This is a genomic window from Terrabacter sp. Root181 (assembly GCF_001428505.1).
Classification (GTDB): Bacteria; Actinomycetota; Actinomycetes; order Actinomycetales; family Dermatophilaceae; genus Terrabacter.
The window spans coordinates 302,320-319,717 of sequence record NZ_LMHU01000008.1; the positions used below are offsets into that span (position 1 = coordinate 302,320).

16 protein-coding genes are annotated in these 17,398 nt (G+C 70.9%); 6 read left to right on the plus strand and 10 right to left on the minus strand.

Translation table 11 applies throughout. From position 1 onward, the window contains the following. From ASD90_RS17770 to clpS, 4 genes are all read right to left on the minus strand, one after another. The gene (locus tag ASD90_RS17770; RefSeq protein ID WP_200958651.1) at positions 1-870 is read right to left on the minus strand and encodes an aldo/keto reductase; all 870 of its coding nucleotides are present in this window, start codon (positions 868-870) and stop codon (positions 1-3) included. A gap of 121 nt (positions 871-991) precedes the next feature. Continuing rightward, positions 992-1,759, minus strand: coding sequence for an MBL fold metallo-hydrolase (locus tag ASD90_RS17775; protein WP_056759466.1), 768 nt, complete (start codon positions 1,757-1,759; stop codon positions 992-994). A gap of 56 nt (positions 1,760-1,815) precedes the next feature. After that, positions 1,816-2,547 carry a DUF2017 domain-containing protein gene (locus tag ASD90_RS17780; protein WP_056759468.1) on the minus strand — a complete coding sequence of 244 codons (732 nt, stop codon included), beginning with the start codon at positions 2,545-2,547 and terminating at the stop codon, positions 1,816-1,818. Next, complete coding sequence (clpS, locus tag ASD90_RS17785) at positions 2,547-2,852, minus strand: ATP-dependent Clp protease adapter ClpS (protein ID WP_056759470.1); 306 nt, start codon at positions 2,850-2,852, stop codon at positions 2,547-2,549. Before clpS ends, ASD90_RS17780 begins: the two co-directional genes overlap by 1 nt. 72 nt (positions 2,853-2,924) lie before the next feature. Here clpS and ASD90_RS17790 point away from each other — a divergent pair, with 72 nt between their 5' ends. Together ASD90_RS17790 and ASD90_RS17795 are read left to right on the plus strand one after the other, a co-directional pair. After that, on the plus strand, positions 2,925-4,238 hold the full coding sequence (locus tag ASD90_RS17790) for a nicotinate phosphoribosyltransferase (protein ID WP_056759472.1): 1,314 nt from the start codon (positions 2,925-2,927) through the stop codon (positions 4,236-4,238). A 3-nt stretch (positions 4,239-4,241) separates the two neighbouring features. Continuing rightward, positions 4,242-4,856 carry an isochorismatase family protein gene (locus ASD90_RS17795; RefSeq protein WP_056759474.1) on the plus strand — a complete coding sequence of 205 codons (615 nt, stop codon included), beginning with the start codon at positions 4,242-4,244 and terminating at the stop codon, positions 4,854-4,856. Between the two features lie 66 nt (positions 4,857-4,922). Here the strand turns inward: ASD90_RS17795 and ASD90_RS17800 are convergent, their stop codons facing one another. Together ASD90_RS17800 and ASD90_RS17805 are read right to left on the minus strand one after the other, a co-directional pair. Next, on the minus strand, positions 4,923-5,594 hold the full coding sequence (locus ASD90_RS17800) for an IclR family transcriptional regulator (protein WP_056759476.1): 672 nt from the start codon (positions 5,592-5,594) through the stop codon (positions 4,923-4,925). 4 nt (positions 5,595-5,598) lie between these two features. Further along, the gene (locus ASD90_RS17805) at positions 5,599-6,873 is read right to left on the minus strand and encodes a homogentisate 1,2-dioxygenase (protein WP_056759478.1); all 1,275 of its coding nucleotides are present in this window, start codon (positions 6,871-6,873) and stop codon (positions 5,599-5,601) included. An 82-nt stretch (positions 6,874-6,955) separates the two neighbouring features. Between ASD90_RS17805 and ASD90_RS17810 the strand changes: the two genes are divergently transcribed. Both ASD90_RS17810 and fahA read left to right on the plus strand, forming a co-directional pair. Continuing rightward, the gene (locus tag ASD90_RS17810) at positions 6,956-7,810 is read left to right on the plus strand and encodes a hypothetical protein (RefSeq protein ID WP_056759480.1); all 855 of its coding nucleotides are present in this window, start codon (positions 6,956-6,958) and stop codon (positions 7,808-7,810) included. Next, positions 7,807-9,063 (plus strand): fumarylacetoacetase, encoded by a 1,257-nt coding sequence (gene fahA / locus ASD90_RS17815; RefSeq protein WP_056759482.1) that lies wholly within the window; start codon positions 7,807-7,809, stop codon positions 9,061-9,063. The genes ASD90_RS17810 and fahA overlap by 4 nt, the downstream gene beginning before the upstream one ends. 36 nt (positions 9,064-9,099) lie before the next feature. Here the strand turns inward: fahA and ASD90_RS17820 are convergent, their stop codons facing one another. The 3 genes from ASD90_RS17820 to hppD form a co-directional block, all read right to left on the minus strand. Beyond that, entirely contained in the window at positions 9,100-10,662 is a 1,563-nt protein-coding gene (locus ASD90_RS17820; protein ID WP_056759484.1) for a DHA2 family efflux MFS transporter permease subunit, read from the minus strand. 177 nt (positions 10,663-10,839) lie between these two features. Then, on the minus strand, positions 10,840-11,673 hold the full coding sequence (locus ASD90_RS17825; protein ID WP_056759486.1) for an RDD family protein: 834 nt from the start codon (positions 11,671-11,673) through the stop codon (positions 10,840-10,842). Between the two features lie 123 nt (positions 11,674-11,796). Continuing rightward, positions 11,797-13,029: a 4-hydroxyphenylpyruvate dioxygenase gene (hppD, locus tag ASD90_RS17830; RefSeq protein ID WP_082588824.1), complete on the minus strand. Its 1,233-nt coding sequence runs from the start codon at positions 13,027-13,029 to the stop codon at positions 11,797-11,799. Between the two features lie 107 nt (positions 13,030-13,136). Between hppD and ASD90_RS17835 the strand changes: the two genes are divergently transcribed. Together ASD90_RS17835 and ASD90_RS17840 are read left to right on the plus strand one after the other, a co-directional pair. Next, complete coding sequence (locus tag ASD90_RS17835; RefSeq protein ID WP_056759490.1) at positions 13,137-13,646, plus strand: Lrp/AsnC family transcriptional regulator; 510 nt, start codon at positions 13,137-13,139, stop codon at positions 13,644-13,646. Positions 13,647-13,731: 85 nt separating this feature from the next. Next, positions 13,732-15,042 carry an alpha-amylase family glycosyl hydrolase gene (locus ASD90_RS17840; protein WP_056759492.1) on the plus strand — a complete coding sequence of 437 codons (1,311 nt, stop codon included), beginning with the start codon at positions 13,732-13,734 and terminating at the stop codon, positions 15,040-15,042. Positions 15,043-15,411: 369 nt separating this feature from the next. Here the strand turns inward: ASD90_RS17840 and ASD90_RS17845 are convergent, their stop codons facing one another. Beyond that, positions 15,412-17,262 (minus strand): bifunctional UDP-sugar hydrolase/5'-nucleotidase, encoded by a 1,851-nt coding sequence (locus ASD90_RS17845; protein ID WP_056759650.1) that lies wholly within the window; start codon positions 17,260-17,262, stop codon positions 15,412-15,414. Positions 17,263-17,398: the final 136 nt, after the last annotated feature.

Below are 17,398 nucleotides of genomic sequence, written 5' to 3' on the forward strand. Positions count from 1 at the left end.
TCAGTCGAGGGTCTCGGCCGAGAGCCGCTCGACCTCGTCGGCCGACAGCTCGAGGTCGGCGGCCTGCACCGAGTCCTCGATGCTCTCAGGACGCGAGGCGCCCGGGATGGGCACGACGGTCGGGGCGAGGGCGAGCTCCCAGGCGAGCGCCACTCTCTGGGGGCTCACGTCGTGGCGCTTCGCCACCTCCGCGAACGCGTCGTGTCGGCTGCCCAGGTCGCCCGCCCTGCTGATGCCGCCGAGCGGGCTCCACGGCAGGAAGGCGATGCCGAGCTCCGCGCACAGGTCGAGCTCGGGCCGACTGCTGCGGAAGGCCGGCGAGAACTGGTTCTGCACCGACACGAGCCGGCCACCGAGCACCTCTCGCGCCTCGCGGATCTGGGCAGGGTCGGCGTTGGAGATGCCGGCCATCTCGATGACGCCCTCGTCGAGCAGGTCGACGAGCGCACCGACGGACTCCGCGTAGGGCACGTCGGGGTCGGGGCGGTGGAACTGGTAGAGCCCGATGGCGTCACCGCCGAGCCGCTGGAGCGAGGCCTTGGCCGCCTCCTTGAGGTGCTCGGGTCGGCCGTCCTGGGTCCAGGAGCCGTCGCCGGGGCGCAGGTGGCCGCCCTTGGTCGCGACGAGCACGTCCGACGGCCGGCCCGACCACGACGACAGGGCCTTGGCGATGAGCGACTCGTTGTGACCCACCTCGCCGGCGTCGCGGTGGTAGGCGTCGGCCGTGTCGATGAGCGTCACGCCGGCGTCGAGCGCGGCGTGGATGGTCCGGATCGAACGGTCCTCGTCGGGCCGACCCTCGATCGACATCGGCATGCCCCCGAGCCCGATCGCGCTGACCTTCCTCGATCCGATGGTTCGCTGCTGCAACGGTGCCTCCTTGGTTCGGTCGTTCCGGTCGTCGGCCCGCGGTCCGGCGACTGCCGGGCGCGAACCGTACCGTCACGGTCCATACCCGCGTTCGCGGACCGACCACCTGCCGTGCGGACCGTCAGAGGCGGTAGGTGGCATCCGGCTCGGCGAGCTCGACACAGCCCGGCCACACCGCGGCGGCCTCCCGGCGACACACCTCGGGGTCGTTCCACGCCGGGATGTGGGTCAACATGAGGCGCCGCACCCCCCCGGCCCGGACGGCCGCCTCGGCCGCGCGACGGCCGGAGAGGTGGATGTCGGGCACGGTGTCGCGCCCTTCGACGAAGGCCGAGTCGGTGAGCGCCAGGTCGGCGCCCGTCAGGAGCTCGTCGAGCTGGTCGCAGGTGTCGGTGTCACCGGTGTAGGCGAGCACGCGACCGTCGGCCTCGACGCGGAAGCCGTAGGCCTCGACGGGGTGGTTGACCCGGACCGGGGTGATGGTGAACGGTCCGACCGTCACGGGCTCGCGGTGGCGCAGGTCGTGGAAGTCGAAGACGCCGAGGACGTCCTCGTCCTCGCCGCCGCCGTAGGCGCGGGCGAGGTGCACCCCGGTGCCCTGCGGTCCCCAGACGGGCATCGTCGCGCGACCCGGGCCCCCGGGGAGGTAGCGCATCATGACGTAGAGGCCGCACATGTCGATGCAGTGGTCGACGTGCAGGTGGCTCAGCAGGACCGCGTCCACGGCATACGGCTTGATGTGTCGCTGGAGCGCACCGAGCGCGCCGTTGCCGAGGTCGAGCACGATGCTCCACGTGCGGCCCTCGTGCTCCGCGCGGACGAGGTAGGACGATGCGGGCGAGCGTGGACCGGCGAAGGATCCCGAGCACCCGACGATCGTGACGTCCACGTGACGAGCCTAGGTGCAGGCGCCGACGCCGGCCGGGCGACGCGGCGTCGGATGCGTCACACCCTGCCGCCGGGCGGAGGACCGTCGTCGTCCGGGGTGTCGTCGAGATCGTCGTCGAGATCGTCGTCGTATGCCGCCACGACCTCGCGCAGGTCGGTGCCCATGAGCGCCTGGGTCAGGGTCTCCTGCAGCCAGGTGAGGAAGTCGTACCAGGCCATGGCGTACCCGAGCGGGTCGTCGTCGTCGATGTCGTCCATCGCGGCGTGCAGCGCCTCGGCGTCCTCCTCCGTGCGCATGCCCATCCGCTCGCCGAGCAGGAGACGGACGTCGGTGAGTGCCATGAGGAAGGCCGGCGCCTGGGACTCGTCCAGCACGACGCGGTTGCCGACAGCCTCGTCGATGCAGGCGAGCGCGACGTCGAGGTTGCCGCTCTTGCGCTGGCGCAGGCCCTCCTCCGTCAGGCGGCGGAACTCGGCGGCGATCTGGTCGTCACCGCGGTGGGCGGTCGGCAGGAGCCGGTCCAGGGCCGGGTCGCGGTCCGCGAGCGATGCCGAGTCCGCCTCTGCCGCAGTGCCTTCCGCATCGTCGGCGTCGTCGGCGCGCTGGTCCGCGGCACTCAGCGACACGCCCATCGACGCCACGAGGTCGTCGAAGGCGTCCCCGGTCGGCTCGATCTCGGGCGAGAGCAGCAGGCGGGTCTGCTGCATGAGGCCGTGGAGCACGGTGCGCTCGGTGGACTCGAGGAGGCCGACGTAGCAGTCCTGCTCGCGCAGGAACGCCCGGGCCATCAGCTGTCCTTCTCGAACGTGGCCCAGAGGCCGTAGCCCTGCAGGGCCTCCGCGTCGCGCTCCATCGACTCACGCGGCCCGTTGGAGACGACCGCGCGGCCCTTGACGTGGACGTCCATCATCAGCTTCTCGGCCTTGGGCCGGGCGTAGCCGAAGTACGTCTCGAAGACCCATGTCACGTACGTCATGAGATTGACGGGGTCGTTCCAGACGATCGTCACCCAGGGCACGTCGGGCGCGACGACCTCGTCGGTCGAGGTCACCTCCTGCTCGACGGGAGCGAGGGAGAGCGTGGCTGCGGTCACAGGGCCACCCTAGGTCCACGGGGCCCGTGGGGCAGACGGTCCCCGGGGGCCGGTGACACCTAGGCTGGAGCCGTGAGCCCGACGAGCCCTGGCGCCGCGAGCACGGCGCTGCTGACCGACCACTACGAGCTGACGATGCTCCAGGCCGCCCTCGCCTCGGGCGAGGCGCACCGGCGCTGCGTCTTCGAGGCGTTCGCCCGCCGGCTGCCCGACGGGCGCCGGTACGGCGTCATCGCCGGCACGGGCCGCGTGCTCGAGGCGCTCGAGCAGTTCCGCTTCGGCGAGGACGAGCTGCGCTTCCTCTCCGACCAGAAGGTCGTGGACCGGGCCACTGTCGACTGGCTCGAGGGCTACCGCTTCTCCGGTGACGTCAGCGGCTACGCCGAGGGTGAGTGCTACTTCCCGCAGTCCCCGGTGCTCGTCGTCGAGTCGACGTTCGCCGAGGGCGTGATCCTCGAGACGCTCGTCCTGTCGATCCTCAACCACGACACGGCGATCGCCTCCGCGGCCTCGCGGATGACGACCGCCGCCATCGGCAGGCCCTGCATCGAGATGGGCTCACGCCGCACGCACGAGGCGTCGGCCGTCGCAGCCGCGCGGGCCGCGTACATCGCGGGGTTCGACGCGACGAGCAACCTCGAGGCGGGCCGCCGCTACGGGGTGCCGACGACGGGGACCGCCGCCCACGCGTTCACCCTCCTCTACGACTCCGAGAAGGAGGCCTTCACCGCCCAGGTCGAGTCGCTCGGCAAGGGTACGACCCTCCTCGTCGACACCTACGACGTCAGGACAGCGGTGGCCCTCGCCATGGAGATCGCCGGACCCGAGCTCGGAGCGGTCCGGCTCGACTCCGGCGACCTGCTCATCCAGGCGACCGAGGTGCGCGCCCAGCTCGACGCCGCCGGCAACACCGACACCCGGATCATCGTCACCTCGGACCTCGACGAGTACGCCATCGCCGGGCTCGCGGCCGGCCCGGTGAGCGGCTACGGCGTCGGCACGGCGCTCGTGACCGGATCGGGCGCACCGACGGCGTCCATGGTCTACAAGCTGGTCCAGCGCGAGGACGAGTCGGCCCGGATGCAGGGTGTCGCCAAGAAGAGCAAGGACAAGACGTCGGTCGGTGGACGGAAGTGGGCGATGCGCAGGCTCAACGAGTCCGGCGTGGCGCAGGCCGAGGTCATCGGCATCGGCGAGCGCCCGCTCGACGACGGCAACGACCGGCCACTCATGATCGACCTCGTCCGCGCGGGCGAGGTCGTCGACCACCAGGACATCCACGAGGCACGTGAGCGGCATGCGGCGTCGCGTGCCGAGCTTCCCAGGGCCGCAGCGCAGCTCTCGCGGGGCGAGCCCGTGATCCCCACCATCTACGAGAAGGACTGAGCCATGGCCGGATCCACGCAGGTCGAGGGCGGACGGGCGCTCATCATCGTCGACGTCCAGAACGACTTCTGCGAGGGAGGGTCCCTCGCCGTCGCCGGCGGCGCCGACGTCGCCCGGATGATCGGCGACCACGTCAACGCCCACGTCGCCGACTACGACCACGTCGTCGCGACGGCCGACTGGCACGTCGACCCGGGTGACCACTTCTCGAGCTCGCCGGACTTCGTCGACTCGTGGCCGGTCCACTGTGTCGCCGACAGCGACGGCGCCGACTTCCACCCCCACCTCGTCGGGGCCCTCGACGACATCGAGGCGGTCTTCCACAAGGGCGAGCACGCCGCCGCCTACAGCGGGTTCGAGGGCTGCTCCACCGATGACGAGGGCGTGGCGCTCGCCACCTGGCTCAAGGAGCGTGACATCGCCCAAGTCGACGTCGTCGGCATCGCGACGGACCACTGCGTGCGCGCGACGGCTCTCGACGCCCGGCGCGAGGGGTTCGGGACGACCGTCCTGCTCGACCTCACGGCCGGGGTCGCGCGCGCGACCACCGATGCAGCGCTCGGCGAGATGGAGGAGGCCGGCATCCACCTTCTCGGCGCCCCCAGGGTCGGCGCCTGACCTCCTCCCCAGCGTCACGCGGCCCCACCACCCCACGCTCCCTCCCCACCCGGGAGGGGGGAGGGGTCAGCGGAGGACGGCGCGCAGGGCCCTGGCCGCGTGCTCGAGCCGCCGACCCACCGTGCGCACGTCGAGCGGCTCGAGGGAGACGACGCCGACCGAGGCCTCGACGCCGCCGGGCGCAGGATCGGCGCGGGTCGAGAGCGAGAGGGCCAGCCCGTGCGCACCGGCCTGGAGCTCGCCGTCGGTGCCGACGACGCCGCTCTCCCCCGCACGCCCTGCGAGGATCGCCCGTCCTGCCGCTCCCTGGTGGAGGCCGTGCCGCGCGCCGGAGCGGTAGGCGACGTGGACGTCGGTCCACGAGGGCTCGACGACGACGAGGGCCAGGGCCTCGTCACCCTCAGCGATCGTCAGGTGCGCCGTGGCACCCACGGCGTCGGCGAGCTCCCGCAGCACGGGCCGCGCCTCGCTGCGCACGACGGGCGTCACCGCAGAGGCGAGCCGGCTGATGCCGAGCGCGAGCCGCACGCGCCCGTCGGCCGCGCGCGAGACGAGGTGGTGCTCCTCGAGCGTCGTGACGAGGCGGTAGACGACGGGCCTGCCGACGCCGAGCCGTGTCGCGAGCTCGGTGATCGTCAGACCGGCCGACTCACCACCTCCGGCCAGCGCCTCGAGCACGCGGATCCCGCGGTCGAGCGTCTGCGAGGACTCACCCCGCGGGGCGTCGGGTCCGGGCACGCGGTCAGCCCTCGGAGTGGGCGCCGCCGGGTGGCGTCGGCCGGCCGGCCCCCTTCGACCACGACATCGCGTAGAGCCCGTCGTCGACCGCCAGGCCGCCCTCGCCCAGCTCGAGCGGACGGAACGTGTCGACCATGACGGCGAGCTCGTCGAAGCTCTCGACGCCGATCGAGCCCTCGGTCGCACCCGGCTGCGGGCCGTGCGGGTGTCCGCCCGGGTGCACCGAGATCGAGCCCTTGCCGATGCCGGAGCCCTTGCGCGCCTCGTAGTCGCCGTCGACGTAGAACATGATCTCGTCGCTGTCGACGTTCGAGTGGTAGTAGGGCACGGGGATCGCGAGCGGGTGGTAGTCGACCTTGCGCGGCACGAAGTTGCAGATGACGAAGTTCCAGCCCTCGAAGACCTGGTGCACCGGCGGCGGCTGGTGGATGCGCCCGGTGATCGGCTCGAAGTCGCGCACGTTGAAGACGTAGGGGTAGAGGCACCCGTCCCAGCCGACGACGTCGAGCGGGTGGAACGGCAGCGTGTGGATCGTCCCGACGACACCGCCCGGGCCGTTGCCCCGGTGCTTGATGTAGACCTCGGTCTGCTCGTCGGGGCTCGCGCCGACGTCCTCGGCGAGGAGCGGGCCGTCGGGCTGGCGTAGGTCGCGCTCGCAGTAGGGGGCGTGCTCGAGGAGCTGGCCGTACTTGCTGAGGTAGCGCTTCGGCGGGGCGATGTGGCTGTTGGCCTCGATGCAGTAGGCGCGGAGCGGGTCCTTCGTCGACCGCTTCGGGATCCAGCGGTGGGTCGTGGCCCTCGGGATGACGACGTAGTCGCCCTCGCCCACCTCGAAGGCACCGAAGACGGTCTCGACGCGGGCGCGGCCACGCTCGACGTAGACGCACTCGTCGCCGATGCCGTTGCGGTACCACGGGCTGGGAGCGCCGGCGACGGCATACGAGATGCGCACGTCGCCGTTGCCGAGGACGAGCCGCCGCCCCGTGACGACGTCGGTGCCGCGGATCGCCTTGGCGTCGAAGAGGTCGTGGAGCTTGAGGTGCCGCGGTGTCAGCGGGTGGTTCGGGGTCGTCGACTGGTCGGGCACCTCCCAGACGGCCGCCCCGATCGTCGTCGAGGGGATGTTGCGGTGGTAGAGCAGCGAGCTGTCGGAGCTGAAGCCCTCCTCACCCATGAGCTCCTCGTAGTAGAGCTCGCCCGGCGTCGCACCACGGCCGGGGCGGCGGTGCTGGGTGTGCCGCTTGGGCGGAATGCTTCCGATCGCCTGGTAGTGCGCCATGGGCGAGAGCCTCTCCGTCGAGCGCGTCCGGTGAACGGACGCTGGTGTATCGCTATTGCAACAGTGGAGTACGCTCCCGGTCATGTCAAGGACGCCGTTCGCGCCGCTCTTCGACCGCCTCGTCGACGACGCCGCGGTCTTCCCGCCCGGACTCGCGCCGCTGGACGTGGCCGTCCGCGAGCACCTCGACCGACGCACCGGGCCGTATGCCGCCCACATCGGGCCGCTCCTCGTGCCGGCAGCGTCGGCGGGCGATCTCGCGACCCTCGCGGCGGCAGACCCCCGCACGGCCGGTCAACCGCTCGAGGTCAGCCTCGTCGTGCGTCCCGGCAGCCCCGTGCAGCCTCTCGTCGACGCCCTCGCGTCGCTGCGGGACGACGACAGAGTGCTCGTCACGGCGGCCGAGCTCGGCTGGTCGCCGGACTGGCGACAGCTCCTCGTCGCCGAGGTCCCGGTCGTCGTCGAGCTCGGCCTCGGCGAGGAGCAGGCTCGCGGGCTCGACGACATCGCGGCGGCCGTCGACGAGGAGCACGACGTGACGGCGAAGTTCCGCACCGGGGCGACACCGACCTGGCCCTGGCCCGACGAGCGGGCGCTCGGTGGCTTCCTCGACGCCGTCGTGCTGCACGGCCTCCCGTTCAAGCTGACCGGCGGGCTGCACCACGCGGTCCGCGGCACCCACGGCGGCGAGCCGATGCACGGGCTGCTCAACGTGCTCCTCGCGACGCACGAAGCCCTGAACGGCGCCGAGGCCCACGAGCTGGCCGGGGAGCTAGCCCGCCAGGACACCGAGGTGGTCGTCACCGCGCTCTCGAGCCTGCCCACCGACGACGCCGAGCGCGTCCGCGAGAGCTTCACCGCCTTCGGCTGCTGCGGCGTGCTCGACCCCCTGACCGAGCTCCGCGCGCTCGGACTCGTCCACGTGAAGGAGTCATGACCGTGACGCCCACCCAGCCGAGCACCTGGCTCGACGTCCCCGCCGACCACCCCTTCGGCATCGACACCCTCCCCTACGGCGTCTTCAGCACGGCCGACGACCCCGTACGGCGCGTCGGCGTGCGCATCGGTGACCTCGTGCTCGACGCCGGCGCCGTCGCGGCGATCGGACGCGACGCCGGACTCGTCGGTGACGGACCCGATCTCGCGGCCGCGTGGCAGACCCCGAGCCTCAACGCCTTCCTGGCACTCGGTCGCCCGGCGTGGACCGCTGCTCGCGAGTGGCTCACCGAGATCCTGCGTGACGACGTGCACCGCGACGGCGTCTCACCACACCTCCACGCCCTCGGCGACGTCGCCCTGCACCTGCCGATCGAGGTCGCCGACTACGTCGACTTCTATGCGAGCGAGGACCACGCGAGCAACGTGGGCCAGATCTTCCGACCCGACAACGCCGCCCTCCCGCCCAACTGGAAGCACCTACCCATCGGCTACCACGGACGCTCGGGCACCGTCGTCGTGTCGGGGACCGACGTCGTCCGGCCCACGGGCCAGCGCAAGGGCCCGAACGACCCGGTCCCCGTCTTCGGCCCGAGCATCCGCCTCGACATCGAGGCCGAGCTCGGCTACGTCGTCGGCGGCGGCACCGCGCTCGGGTCACGCGTCTCGGTCGACGAGGCACCCGACCATCTCTTCGGCGTCGTCATCCTCAACGACTGGAGCGCCCGCGACCTCCAGGCCTGGGAGTACGTCCCCCTGGGCCCGTTCCTCGGGAAGTCCTTCGCCACATCGGTCTCGGCCTGGGTCACGCCGCTCGACGCTCTTGGTGCAGCCCGCGTTCCCCTTCCGGGACAGTCGGATCCGGAGGTGCTGCCGTACCTGCGCGGCGATGCTTTCGGTCTCGACGTGCACGTGGAGGTGAGCCTCAACGGCACGGTCGTCTCGCGCCCCGAGCACGCCGGGATGTACTGGTCGCCGGCCCAGATGCTCGCGCACCTCACCGTCAACGGCGCCTCGATCCGGGACGGCGACCTCTTCGGCTCGGGGACGATCAGCGGCCCCGACCGCGACACCCGCGGCAGCCTGCTCGAGCTGACCTGGAACGGCACCGAACCGCTGACGCTCGCCGACGGCTCGACGCGCGGCTTCCTCGAGGACGGCGACACCGTCACCATGACGGCATGGGCCCCGGGCCCCGATGGTGCGCGCATCGGTCTCGGCGAGGTCACCGGCACCATCCGTCCCGCACGCTGAGGAGCCGCGACGGCCGACGCCGTCGCGTGCCCGGGTTCAGTGCATGATGACCGGCGCCGCCTCGGGCTGGTCGTCGAGGAAGTGCGACTCCTCGTGCTTGCGCGGCAGGAACGAGGCCGGGATCAGCGTCAGGGCCAGGAGGACTGCGGCGACGAGGAAGGTGGCCCCGAAGGCGTCGGCGGCCTCGGCCAGGCCCTGCTGGACGGCGGCCGGTCCGCCGACGTCGTCGACGAGGGTCGGGTCGTGGAGGGCCGCGATGGCCGGCCCGGCCAGCGCCGAGGCGCTGAGGTAGTTGGTGAACACCACCGAGATGACGGCGACACCGACCGAGCTCGCGATCTGCTGGGTGATGTTGAGCAGCGTCGAGCCGCGCGCCACCTGGTGGCTCTGCAGCGTCTTGAGCGCGGAGGTCATGAGCGGCATCATCGTGCCGCCCATGCCCAGGCCCATGACGAAGAGCACCGGGACCATGAAGCCCCAGTAGGGCGTGTCGGTGCCCACCTGTGTCAGGGCGAACATGCCGGCAGTGATCGCCAGCAGCCCGAACGGCACGATGCGGCCCACCGGGATGCGGTCGGACAGGGCACCCGCGATCGGCATCGTCACCATCGCGCCGACACCCTGCGGGACCATGAGGAAGGCGGCGTGCAGGGTGTCGAGACCGCGGACCTGCTGCAGGTAGGTCGGCACGAGGAGCAGGCCACCGAAGAAGGCCGCCGCGAAGAGGAACATCGTGATCGTCGCGACGCTGAGGCGGCGGTTGCGGAAGAGCCGCAGGTCGAGCAGCGGGTGCTGGGGCCGGAAGCTGTAGAAGACGAAGGCGACGAGCATGGACAGCCCGATGCAGAGCGGGACGAGGACCTTCTTCGAGATGAAGGTCCCCTCACCCGGGATCGAGCTGATGCCGTAGAGGAAGAGGGCGAGCCCGGGCGACATGAGCAGCATGCCGACGAGGTCGAAGGACTCGGAGGGCTCGGGGGCGTCGGACGGCAGCGCCCACAGGGCGTACAGCACGGCCACGATGCCGATCGGGACGTTGATGAGGAAGATCCAGTGCCAGCTCGCGACCTCGATGAGCCAGCCGCCGAGGATGGGACCGAAGATCGGGCCGAGCAGCATCGGCACGCCCAGGATCGCCATGAGGCGACCCATCCGCGCCGGTCCGGCGGCACGGGTCATGATCGTCATGCCGAGCGGCATGAGCATCCCGCCGCCGAGGCCCTGGAGCACCCGGAAGCCGATGAGGAACTCGATCGACCCGGCCGTGGCACACAGGGCCGAACCGGCCGTGAACAGCACGACGGCGAGGACGTAGAGCCGCTTCGTGCCGAAGCGGTCGGCGGCCCAGCCCGTGAGCGGGATGACCGTCGCGAGCGCAAGAGTGTAGGCCGTCACCGTCCACGCGACCGTGGAGTACGGCAGGGGGTTCTCAGGGCTCTCGGCGAAGACAACCTGGAACGTCGGTAGCGCGATGTTGACGACGGTGATGTCGAGGATCGACATGATCGCACCGAGCACGACCACGCCGGCGATCTTGAGGACCGGCCCGTCGATCTTGTCGGGGTAGCTGGGCTGGGTGGTGGCGCTGGGAGCAGACACGATGACTCCGGTTCGGACGAGGGTGCGTCGGCGGCGTCGGCGCCGAGGGTGCGGGGCCGGCCCGCGCACAGCGTCCATTGTCGCGCCGACCACCGACAGCGGCGCAAGGGAGTTACGCCGCCGGCCGGGCCGACGCCCCGCGTCCGTCCGGACCGGGCCAGCCCGGGCCAGCCCGGGTCAGCCCTGCTTGCGCGGCTGCTTGCCCTCGACCACCTGCGTGCTCGCGACCTTGTCGTGCAGCGCCTGCCGCTTGTCGTCCCACAGCGGCCAGAGCCCGTCGAGCAGGGAGAGGAACGGCACGAACTGCCCGGCCAGCGGGACGAGACGTCGCAGCACGGCGGTGCCGAGCGGCAGCGGCCCCGGCTCGGCGGCCCGACGGACGCTGATGCCGAGCGCCATCTTGCCCGGCGTCTGGGCGATCGTGGTCCAGAAGACGAGGCAGTATGCCGTCGCCATGAGCCACAGGAAGAGCGAGAACTGCACCGCCGGTCCCGTGAGCTCGTTCTGGATCTCGACGAGGCGCGCCTGGTTGCCGGCCTGGGCCGCCGTCATCATTTCGGAGAACAGCTCCGACAGGCGCGGTGTCGCGGCCCACGCGATGATCCCGCCGACGACCGCGAGGATGAGACCGTCGATGACCCACGCCGCGAAGCGCTTGCCCCAGGGGGCCAGCGGCACCCCGTCAGCCGTGGTGCGGATGTTGTGCATCCACTGCGTGTTGGCCGGCGCCTGCTGGTAGTAGCCCTGCGGGGCCTGCTGCTGCGGCGCCTGGGACTGGGTCTGCCACCCGCTGCCCTGCGGCATCGGCGTCGTCGGCGTCGGCGCGCCGGTGCGGTCGGGGACCTTCCCCTGCTGGCCCTGCGGGCTCTGGTGCGGCAGGCCGATGGTGCTCTGACCGATGGTCGGCGACTTCTTCGGAGCGGTGTGGTTGGTCCACGACACGCCGTCCCAGTAGCGGAGCATGTCGGTGTTGCTGGGGTCGTCGTACCACCCGGAAGGCTGCTGGCTCATGCCCCAACTGTGCCACGGGATCCGCGTTCCCAGACCGGCGCCGCCCCGACTGGTGCCACACGCGCCTCGGCCCCGGCCCGTTCCCGCCTGACGGCGGGGACGAGGCCGGGGCCGAGGGTCACCTCAGAGGTTGCCGCGCTTGTCCTGCTCGCGCTCGATGGCCTCGAAGAGCGCCTTGAAGTTGCCCTTGCCGAAGCCGAGCGAGCCGTGCCGCTCGATGAGCTCGAAGAAGACCGTCGGGCGGTCGCCGAGCGGCTTGGTGAAGATCTGGAGGAGGTAGCCGTCCTCGTCGCGGTCGACGAGGATCTTGCGCTTCTGCAGCTCCTCGATGGGCACGCGGACGTTGCCGATGCGCTCGCGCAGCTCGGCGTCCTCGTAGTAGCTGTCGGGGGTGTCGAGGAACTCGACCCCGTTGGCGCGCAGGGCGTCGACCGAGGCGAGGATGTCGTTGGTCGCGACGGCGAGGTGCTGGGCACCGGCGCCGCGGTAGAACTCGAGGTACTCGTCGATCTGGCTCTTCTTCTTGGCGATGGCCGGCTCGTTGAGCGGGAACTTCACGCGGTGGTTGCCGTTGGCGACGACCTTGCTCATCAGGGCCGAGTAGTCGGTGGCGATGTCGTCGCCGATGAACTCGGCCATGTTCACGAAGCCCATGACGCGGTTGTAGAAGGCGACCCACTCGTCCATGTGCCCGAGCTCGACGTTGCCGACGATGTGGTCCAGGGCCTGGAAGAGGCGCTTCGGCTGGCCCTCGCGCCGGACGATCGACGACGCGGTCGGGACGTAGCCGGGAAGGTACGGGCCGGAATACGTCTGGCCGCTCACCTGGCGCTGCACGAGGGTGTGGCGGGTCTCGCCATAGGTCGCGATGGCGGCCGTGCGCACCGTGCCGTGCTCGTCGGTGTGGTACGTGGGCTGCTCGAGGACGGTCGCGCCGGCCTTGACGGCCTGGGCGACGCACTTGTCGACGTCAGGCACCTCGAGGGCGATGTCGACGACACCGTCGCCGTGACGGCGGTGGTGGTCGGCGAGCGGGCTGTCGGGGTCGACGGCACCCTTGATGACGAAGCGGATGGAGCCGCTCTTGAGGACGAAGGCCTTGTGGTCGCGGTTGCCGTTCTCGGGCCCCGAGTAGGCGACGAGCTCCATGCCCCAGGCGCTCTGGTAGTAGTGCGCGCTCTGGGTCGCGTTGCCCGCGACGAAGACGATCGCGTCCCATCCGGTGACGGGGAAGACGTCGGTGTTCTCGTCGTACTCGACGAGACCGACGAGCTGCTTGAGCTGCTCGAGGTCGAGGTCGGCCTCGCGCTCCTGGTCGGTGAGGTCGGCGGCCGCGGAGGGCATCGTGTCGGTCATGGAGCGAGAGTGACCGAGCGCGCCTCGGTGTGCAACAGGGCCCATCACGGCTAGGCAGCATGCACAAAGTGTTGCCCGTATGCCGTGTGGTGCTGGACACTCTGTCCATGACCTCTCCTGCCGATCCGTCGGCGCGCGCTGCGGTCGACGCGCTCGACTGCCGCATCCTGCTCCTGCTGCTCACCGAGCCGGGTGTCGGGGTGCTCGGCGCGTCCCGCCGGCTCGGCGTCGCGCGCGGCACGGTACAGGCCCGGCTCGACCGGCTCCAGCGCACCGGCGTCCTCCGCTCCATGGCCCCCGACGTCGACCCGGCCGCGCTCGGCTACCCCGTGACCGCCTTCTGCACCCTCGAGATCCGCCAGGGCCGCGGTGGGCACTCCCCCGTCGTCGAGCACCTCGCCGCGATCCCGGAGGTGCTCGAGGCGCACACCATCACCGGCTCGGGTGACGTGCTCATCCGGATCGTCGGGCGCGACAACGCCGACCTGCAACGGGTCATCGACCGCGTCGTCGACGACGCCCACGTCACGCGGGCCTCGACCGTCATCTCGCTCGCCACCCGCCTCGACCACCGCACGGTCCCGCTCGTCGAGCACCTGCTCGACGAGTCGTCCTGACGTGCGACCCTCGCACGACCCCGCACGTTCCCCGCACGGCCCTCGCAGCACACCGCATCTCACCCACCCGGAGCAGGAGCCACTCGTGACCGCCAACTCGTACGCCCCCCGGCCCGACGTCGAGCTCACCCACCCCGAGTGGAGCCGCAGCGCCACGATCTACCAGATCAACCAGCGCCACTTCACGCCCGAGGGCACCTTCCGGGCGGCAGAGGCGCACCTGCCACGGATCCGTGACCTGGGCATCGACATCGTGTGGCTCATGCCGGTCCACCCGATCGGCGAGCAGAACCGCAAGGGCGTGCTCGGCAGCCCGTACGCCGTCAAGGACTACCTCGGCGTCAACCCGGAGTTCGGCACGCTCGAGGACCTGCGCCACTTCGTCGACACCGCCCACGGCCTCGGCCTGCGCGTCATCCTCGACTGGGTCGCCAACCACACCGCCTGGGACAACCCCCTCGTGGAGGAGCACCCCGACTGGTACGCGCGCGACTGGAAGGGTGACTTCCGGCCGACGCCGTGGTGGGACTGGGACGACATCATCGACCTCGACTACGACAACCCCGAGCTGCGCCGCTACATGACCGACGCCATGAAGTTCTGGGTGCGCGACGTCGACGTCGACGGGTTCCGTTGCGACGTGGCGGGATTCGTTCCGGTGGACTTCTGGGACAACGTGCGCCGCGAGCTCGACGAGATCAAGCCGGTCTTCATGCTCGCCGAGTGGGAGTCACGCGACCTGCACGTGCGTGCCTTCGACATGACGTACGGCTGGAGCTGGAACGAGACGCTCCACAAGATCGCGCACGGCAAGGCCGACGTCGAGGCGCTCAAGGTCTACTACGCGTGGAACGACCGCTTCTACCAGCGCGACGCCTACCGGATGCTCTTCGTCAGCAACCACGACAAGAACGCGTGGGAGGGCACCGAGTACGAGCAGTTCGGCGAGGCGCTCCTGCCCTCGATCGTGCTGTCCGTCGTCAGCGAGGGCATGCCCCTCGTCTACAACGGTCAGGAGGCAGGCAGCGACAAGCGTCTCGTCTTCTTCGACAAGGACGAGATCGAGTGGCGCGAGGACGAGCAGGGCGAGCTCTACCGGCAGCTCTTCGCCCTGAAGAAGGCGCACCCCGCCCTGTGGAACGGCGCCGCGGGCGGGCGCATGGTCCGGGTGCCGAACTCCGCCGAGGCGTCGGTCCTGAGCTTCGTGCGGGCGGCTGGCGACGACCGGGTCTTCGGCGCCTTCAACTTCAGCGACGAGGACCGCACCGTGACCCTCGGGGACGGCCCCCAGGTCGGCGCCTGGCGGGACGCCTTCACCGGCGAGACGCTCGAGCTCGAGAAGGGCCAGCCGTACACCCTGCCGGCGTGGGGCTACCAGGTGCTCGTCGGCGCCTGACGCGGCGGCGGGCGCGGCGCTGACGCGGCCGACGGGCGGGGCCCCGGGCACCCCTCCACGAGCAACCCGAGGCCCCCAGACGGCACAGGGGTCGTGTCCCGTCACCTGGTAGACGGTCGAGGTCGCAGATCATGACGCGATCGCGTCGAAACCGTTCACGAAGTGGCCCTCGATCCGCGAGGATGGAGGTGCGTACCCGTCGGTGCTCCCCTGTCCCGGCGGGTACGCCTCTCTCTGCCGACGTCCCACCAACCGGTCGGCCGGGGCGGGGCCGTCCCGCTGCCCTCCCAGCGGCGGGGCGCCCCCGGTGCGCAGACGCGGACGTGCCCCCCGACCGTGGTCGAGAGGCACGTCCTGGCGCCGGAGCCGTCAGGGCGTGACGGCGATCGGGCTGCCGTTGCTGACGAGCCTCCAGTCGATGCTCGCGAAGGCCGTCGGGTCGATGACCTTGTTGGCGGTGGCCCAGTCGATGAGCAGCTGGCGGATCTCGATCTGCCGGTTGTAGACGACCGGGGCCGTCACGACGCCCGGGAAGTTGCCACCGCCGGACTGGCGGTAGTTGTTGATCGCCACGACGAAGCGCGCGTCCGACGCGACCGGGCTGCCGGCGTACGCGAGGTCCACGATGCGCGAGCCCACCGCCTTGGCGAGGTCGATGTCGTACGTGAGGTCGGCGTCGAGCCCGCCCATGACGTCGTAGTTGTAGTCGGGCGTCGCGTTGGCGTTCGTGATCGTGTCGGCCGCGACCGGGCCGGTCGTCGTGCACGGCTTGAAGTACTCGGCGCTCTTCTCGAGGTACGCCTTGACCTGCGCGCCGGAGAGGACGATGCCGAGGAGCGTGTTGTCGTAGATGTAGAGACCGGCGACGTCGCGGATCGTCACGTTGCCCGCCGGGATCGCGGCGAGCTTGTTGAACGGTGCGGCGATCGACAGGACCGGGAGCGATGCCTCGGGCGTGCCGACGAGCGCCTTCTTGACCGCGTCGGCCTGGACGTAGTTGATGAAGTCGATCGCGGCGGTGTCCTCGTAGCGCGAGGTCGCGGCCGACATGGCCTGCGTGCACGTGCCGATGACGCCGTTGACGTAGGTGAGCACCTTCTGGTGCGCGGCGGCCACGGCCCCCGTGACGGCCGGGTCCTCGGGGGCGACGTTGGAGTTGTAGAGCGTCGCCTCGGAGTGGACGACCTGCCACTGGCCGCGCACCTTCTGCACGTCGATCGACATCCGGGTCACACGCATGCCCCAGTAGTACGGCTCGGACAGCAGCACCTGCTTGCCGGTCTGCGCGTTGGTGACGTAGCGCTGCGGGATCTCGAGGTGGGCGTGGCCCACGAGGACCGCGTCGATGCCGGGGACCTGCTCGGCGAGGAGCGCGCTGGCGTTCTCGACGTAGGGCAGCGCGTCGCCCCACGAGGACTTGCCGTTGTCGCCGGAGTGGCAGGCGACGATGACGACGTCGGCGCCGGCGGCCTTCAGCCGGGGCACCATGACCTTTGCCTGCTCGATGATGCCGGGGAACCTCACCTTGCCCTCGACGTTGGCCTTGTCCCAGATCGCGACGCCGGGCGTGACGAGGCCGAGGATGCCGATCTTGATCGCCTTCGTGTCGGGCAGCTTGACGGTCTTGATGACCCACGGCTTGAAGACGGGAGCGCCGGTGTTCCAGTCGACCGAGTTGGCCGAGAGCAGCGGGAAGTCGAGCTGCTTCTCGAAGGCCCGCAGGGTCTCGAGGCCATAGTTGTACTCGTGGTTGCCGAGCGCGGCGGCGTCGTAGCCGACCTGGTTCATCGCGGCCGCCATCGGGTGGGTCGAGCCGCCCGTGATCGGGTCGATCTTGGCGTAGTAGTACGCGAGCGGTGTGCCCTGGATCGTGTCGCCCGCGTCGATCGTCAGCGTGCGCTCGGCGCCGACCTCGGCACGGATCGCCTTGATGATCGACGACGCCTTGGCGACGCCGATGTCGTTGGCCTTGCCGTCGGTGTACTCGACGTTCTTGAAGTAGTCCCAGTTGTAGACGTTGCCGTGCAGGTCGGTCGTGCCGAGGACGGTCAGTCGGACGACCTCGCCGTCGGTGCCCGGACCGGGCGCTGCCGGAGCGGCGGTGGCGGGCTCGGCCGAGCCCATGGCGGCCAGGCCGGCACCACCGACGGCGGCGAGGGCCAGCAGCTGGCGACGGGTGGTCGAGGGTCCGAGAAGGTCAGGGGTGTGGTCGGTGCTCATGTCGTCCTTCGCTGTCAGGTGCTCGATCGGAGCAGTCCCGGTGCACGGTGCGCGGCTCGCCCCCGAGGCGCAGGGCACGACCATAGCCGGACACCATCCACCCAGCGGCCGACAGCGGTGGTCGGTTTCGTGAACC

Coding starts and splice junctions, on each gene's coding strand:
- ASD90_RS17780 (WP_056759468.1), bottom strand. CDS start 2,547: ATGGCCCGGGCGTTCCTGCGCGAGCAGGACTGCTACGTCGGCCTCCTC.
- ASD90_RS17795 (WP_056759474.1), top strand. CDS start 4,242: ATGGCCGGATCCACGCAGGTCGAGGGCGGACGGGCGCTCATCATCGTC.
- ASD90_RS17805 (WP_056759478.1), bottom strand. CDS start 6,873: ATGGCGCACTACCAGGCGATCGGAAGCATTCCGCCCAAGCGGCACACC.
- ASD90_RS17810 (WP_056759480.1), top strand. CDS start 6,956: ATGTCAAGGACGCCGTTCGCGCCGCTCTTCGACCGCCTCGTCGACGAC.
- fahA (WP_056759482.1), top strand. CDS start 7,807: ATGACCGTGACGCCCACCCAGCCGAGCACCTGGCTCGACGTCCCCGCC.
- ASD90_RS17825 (WP_056759486.1), bottom strand. CDS start 11,673: ATGAGCCAGCAGCCTTCCGGGTGGTACGACGACCCCAGCAACACCGAC.
- hppD (WP_082588824.1), bottom strand. CDS start 13,029: ATGACCGACACGATGCCCTCCGCGGCCGCCGACCTCACCGACCAGGAG.
- ASD90_RS17835 (WP_056759490.1), top strand. CDS start 13,137: ATGACCTCTCCTGCCGATCCGTCGGCGCGCGCTGCGGTCGACGCGCTC.
- ASD90_RS17845 (WP_056759650.1), bottom strand. CDS start 17,262: ATGAGCACCGACCACACCCCTGACCTTCTCGGACCCTCGACCACCCGT.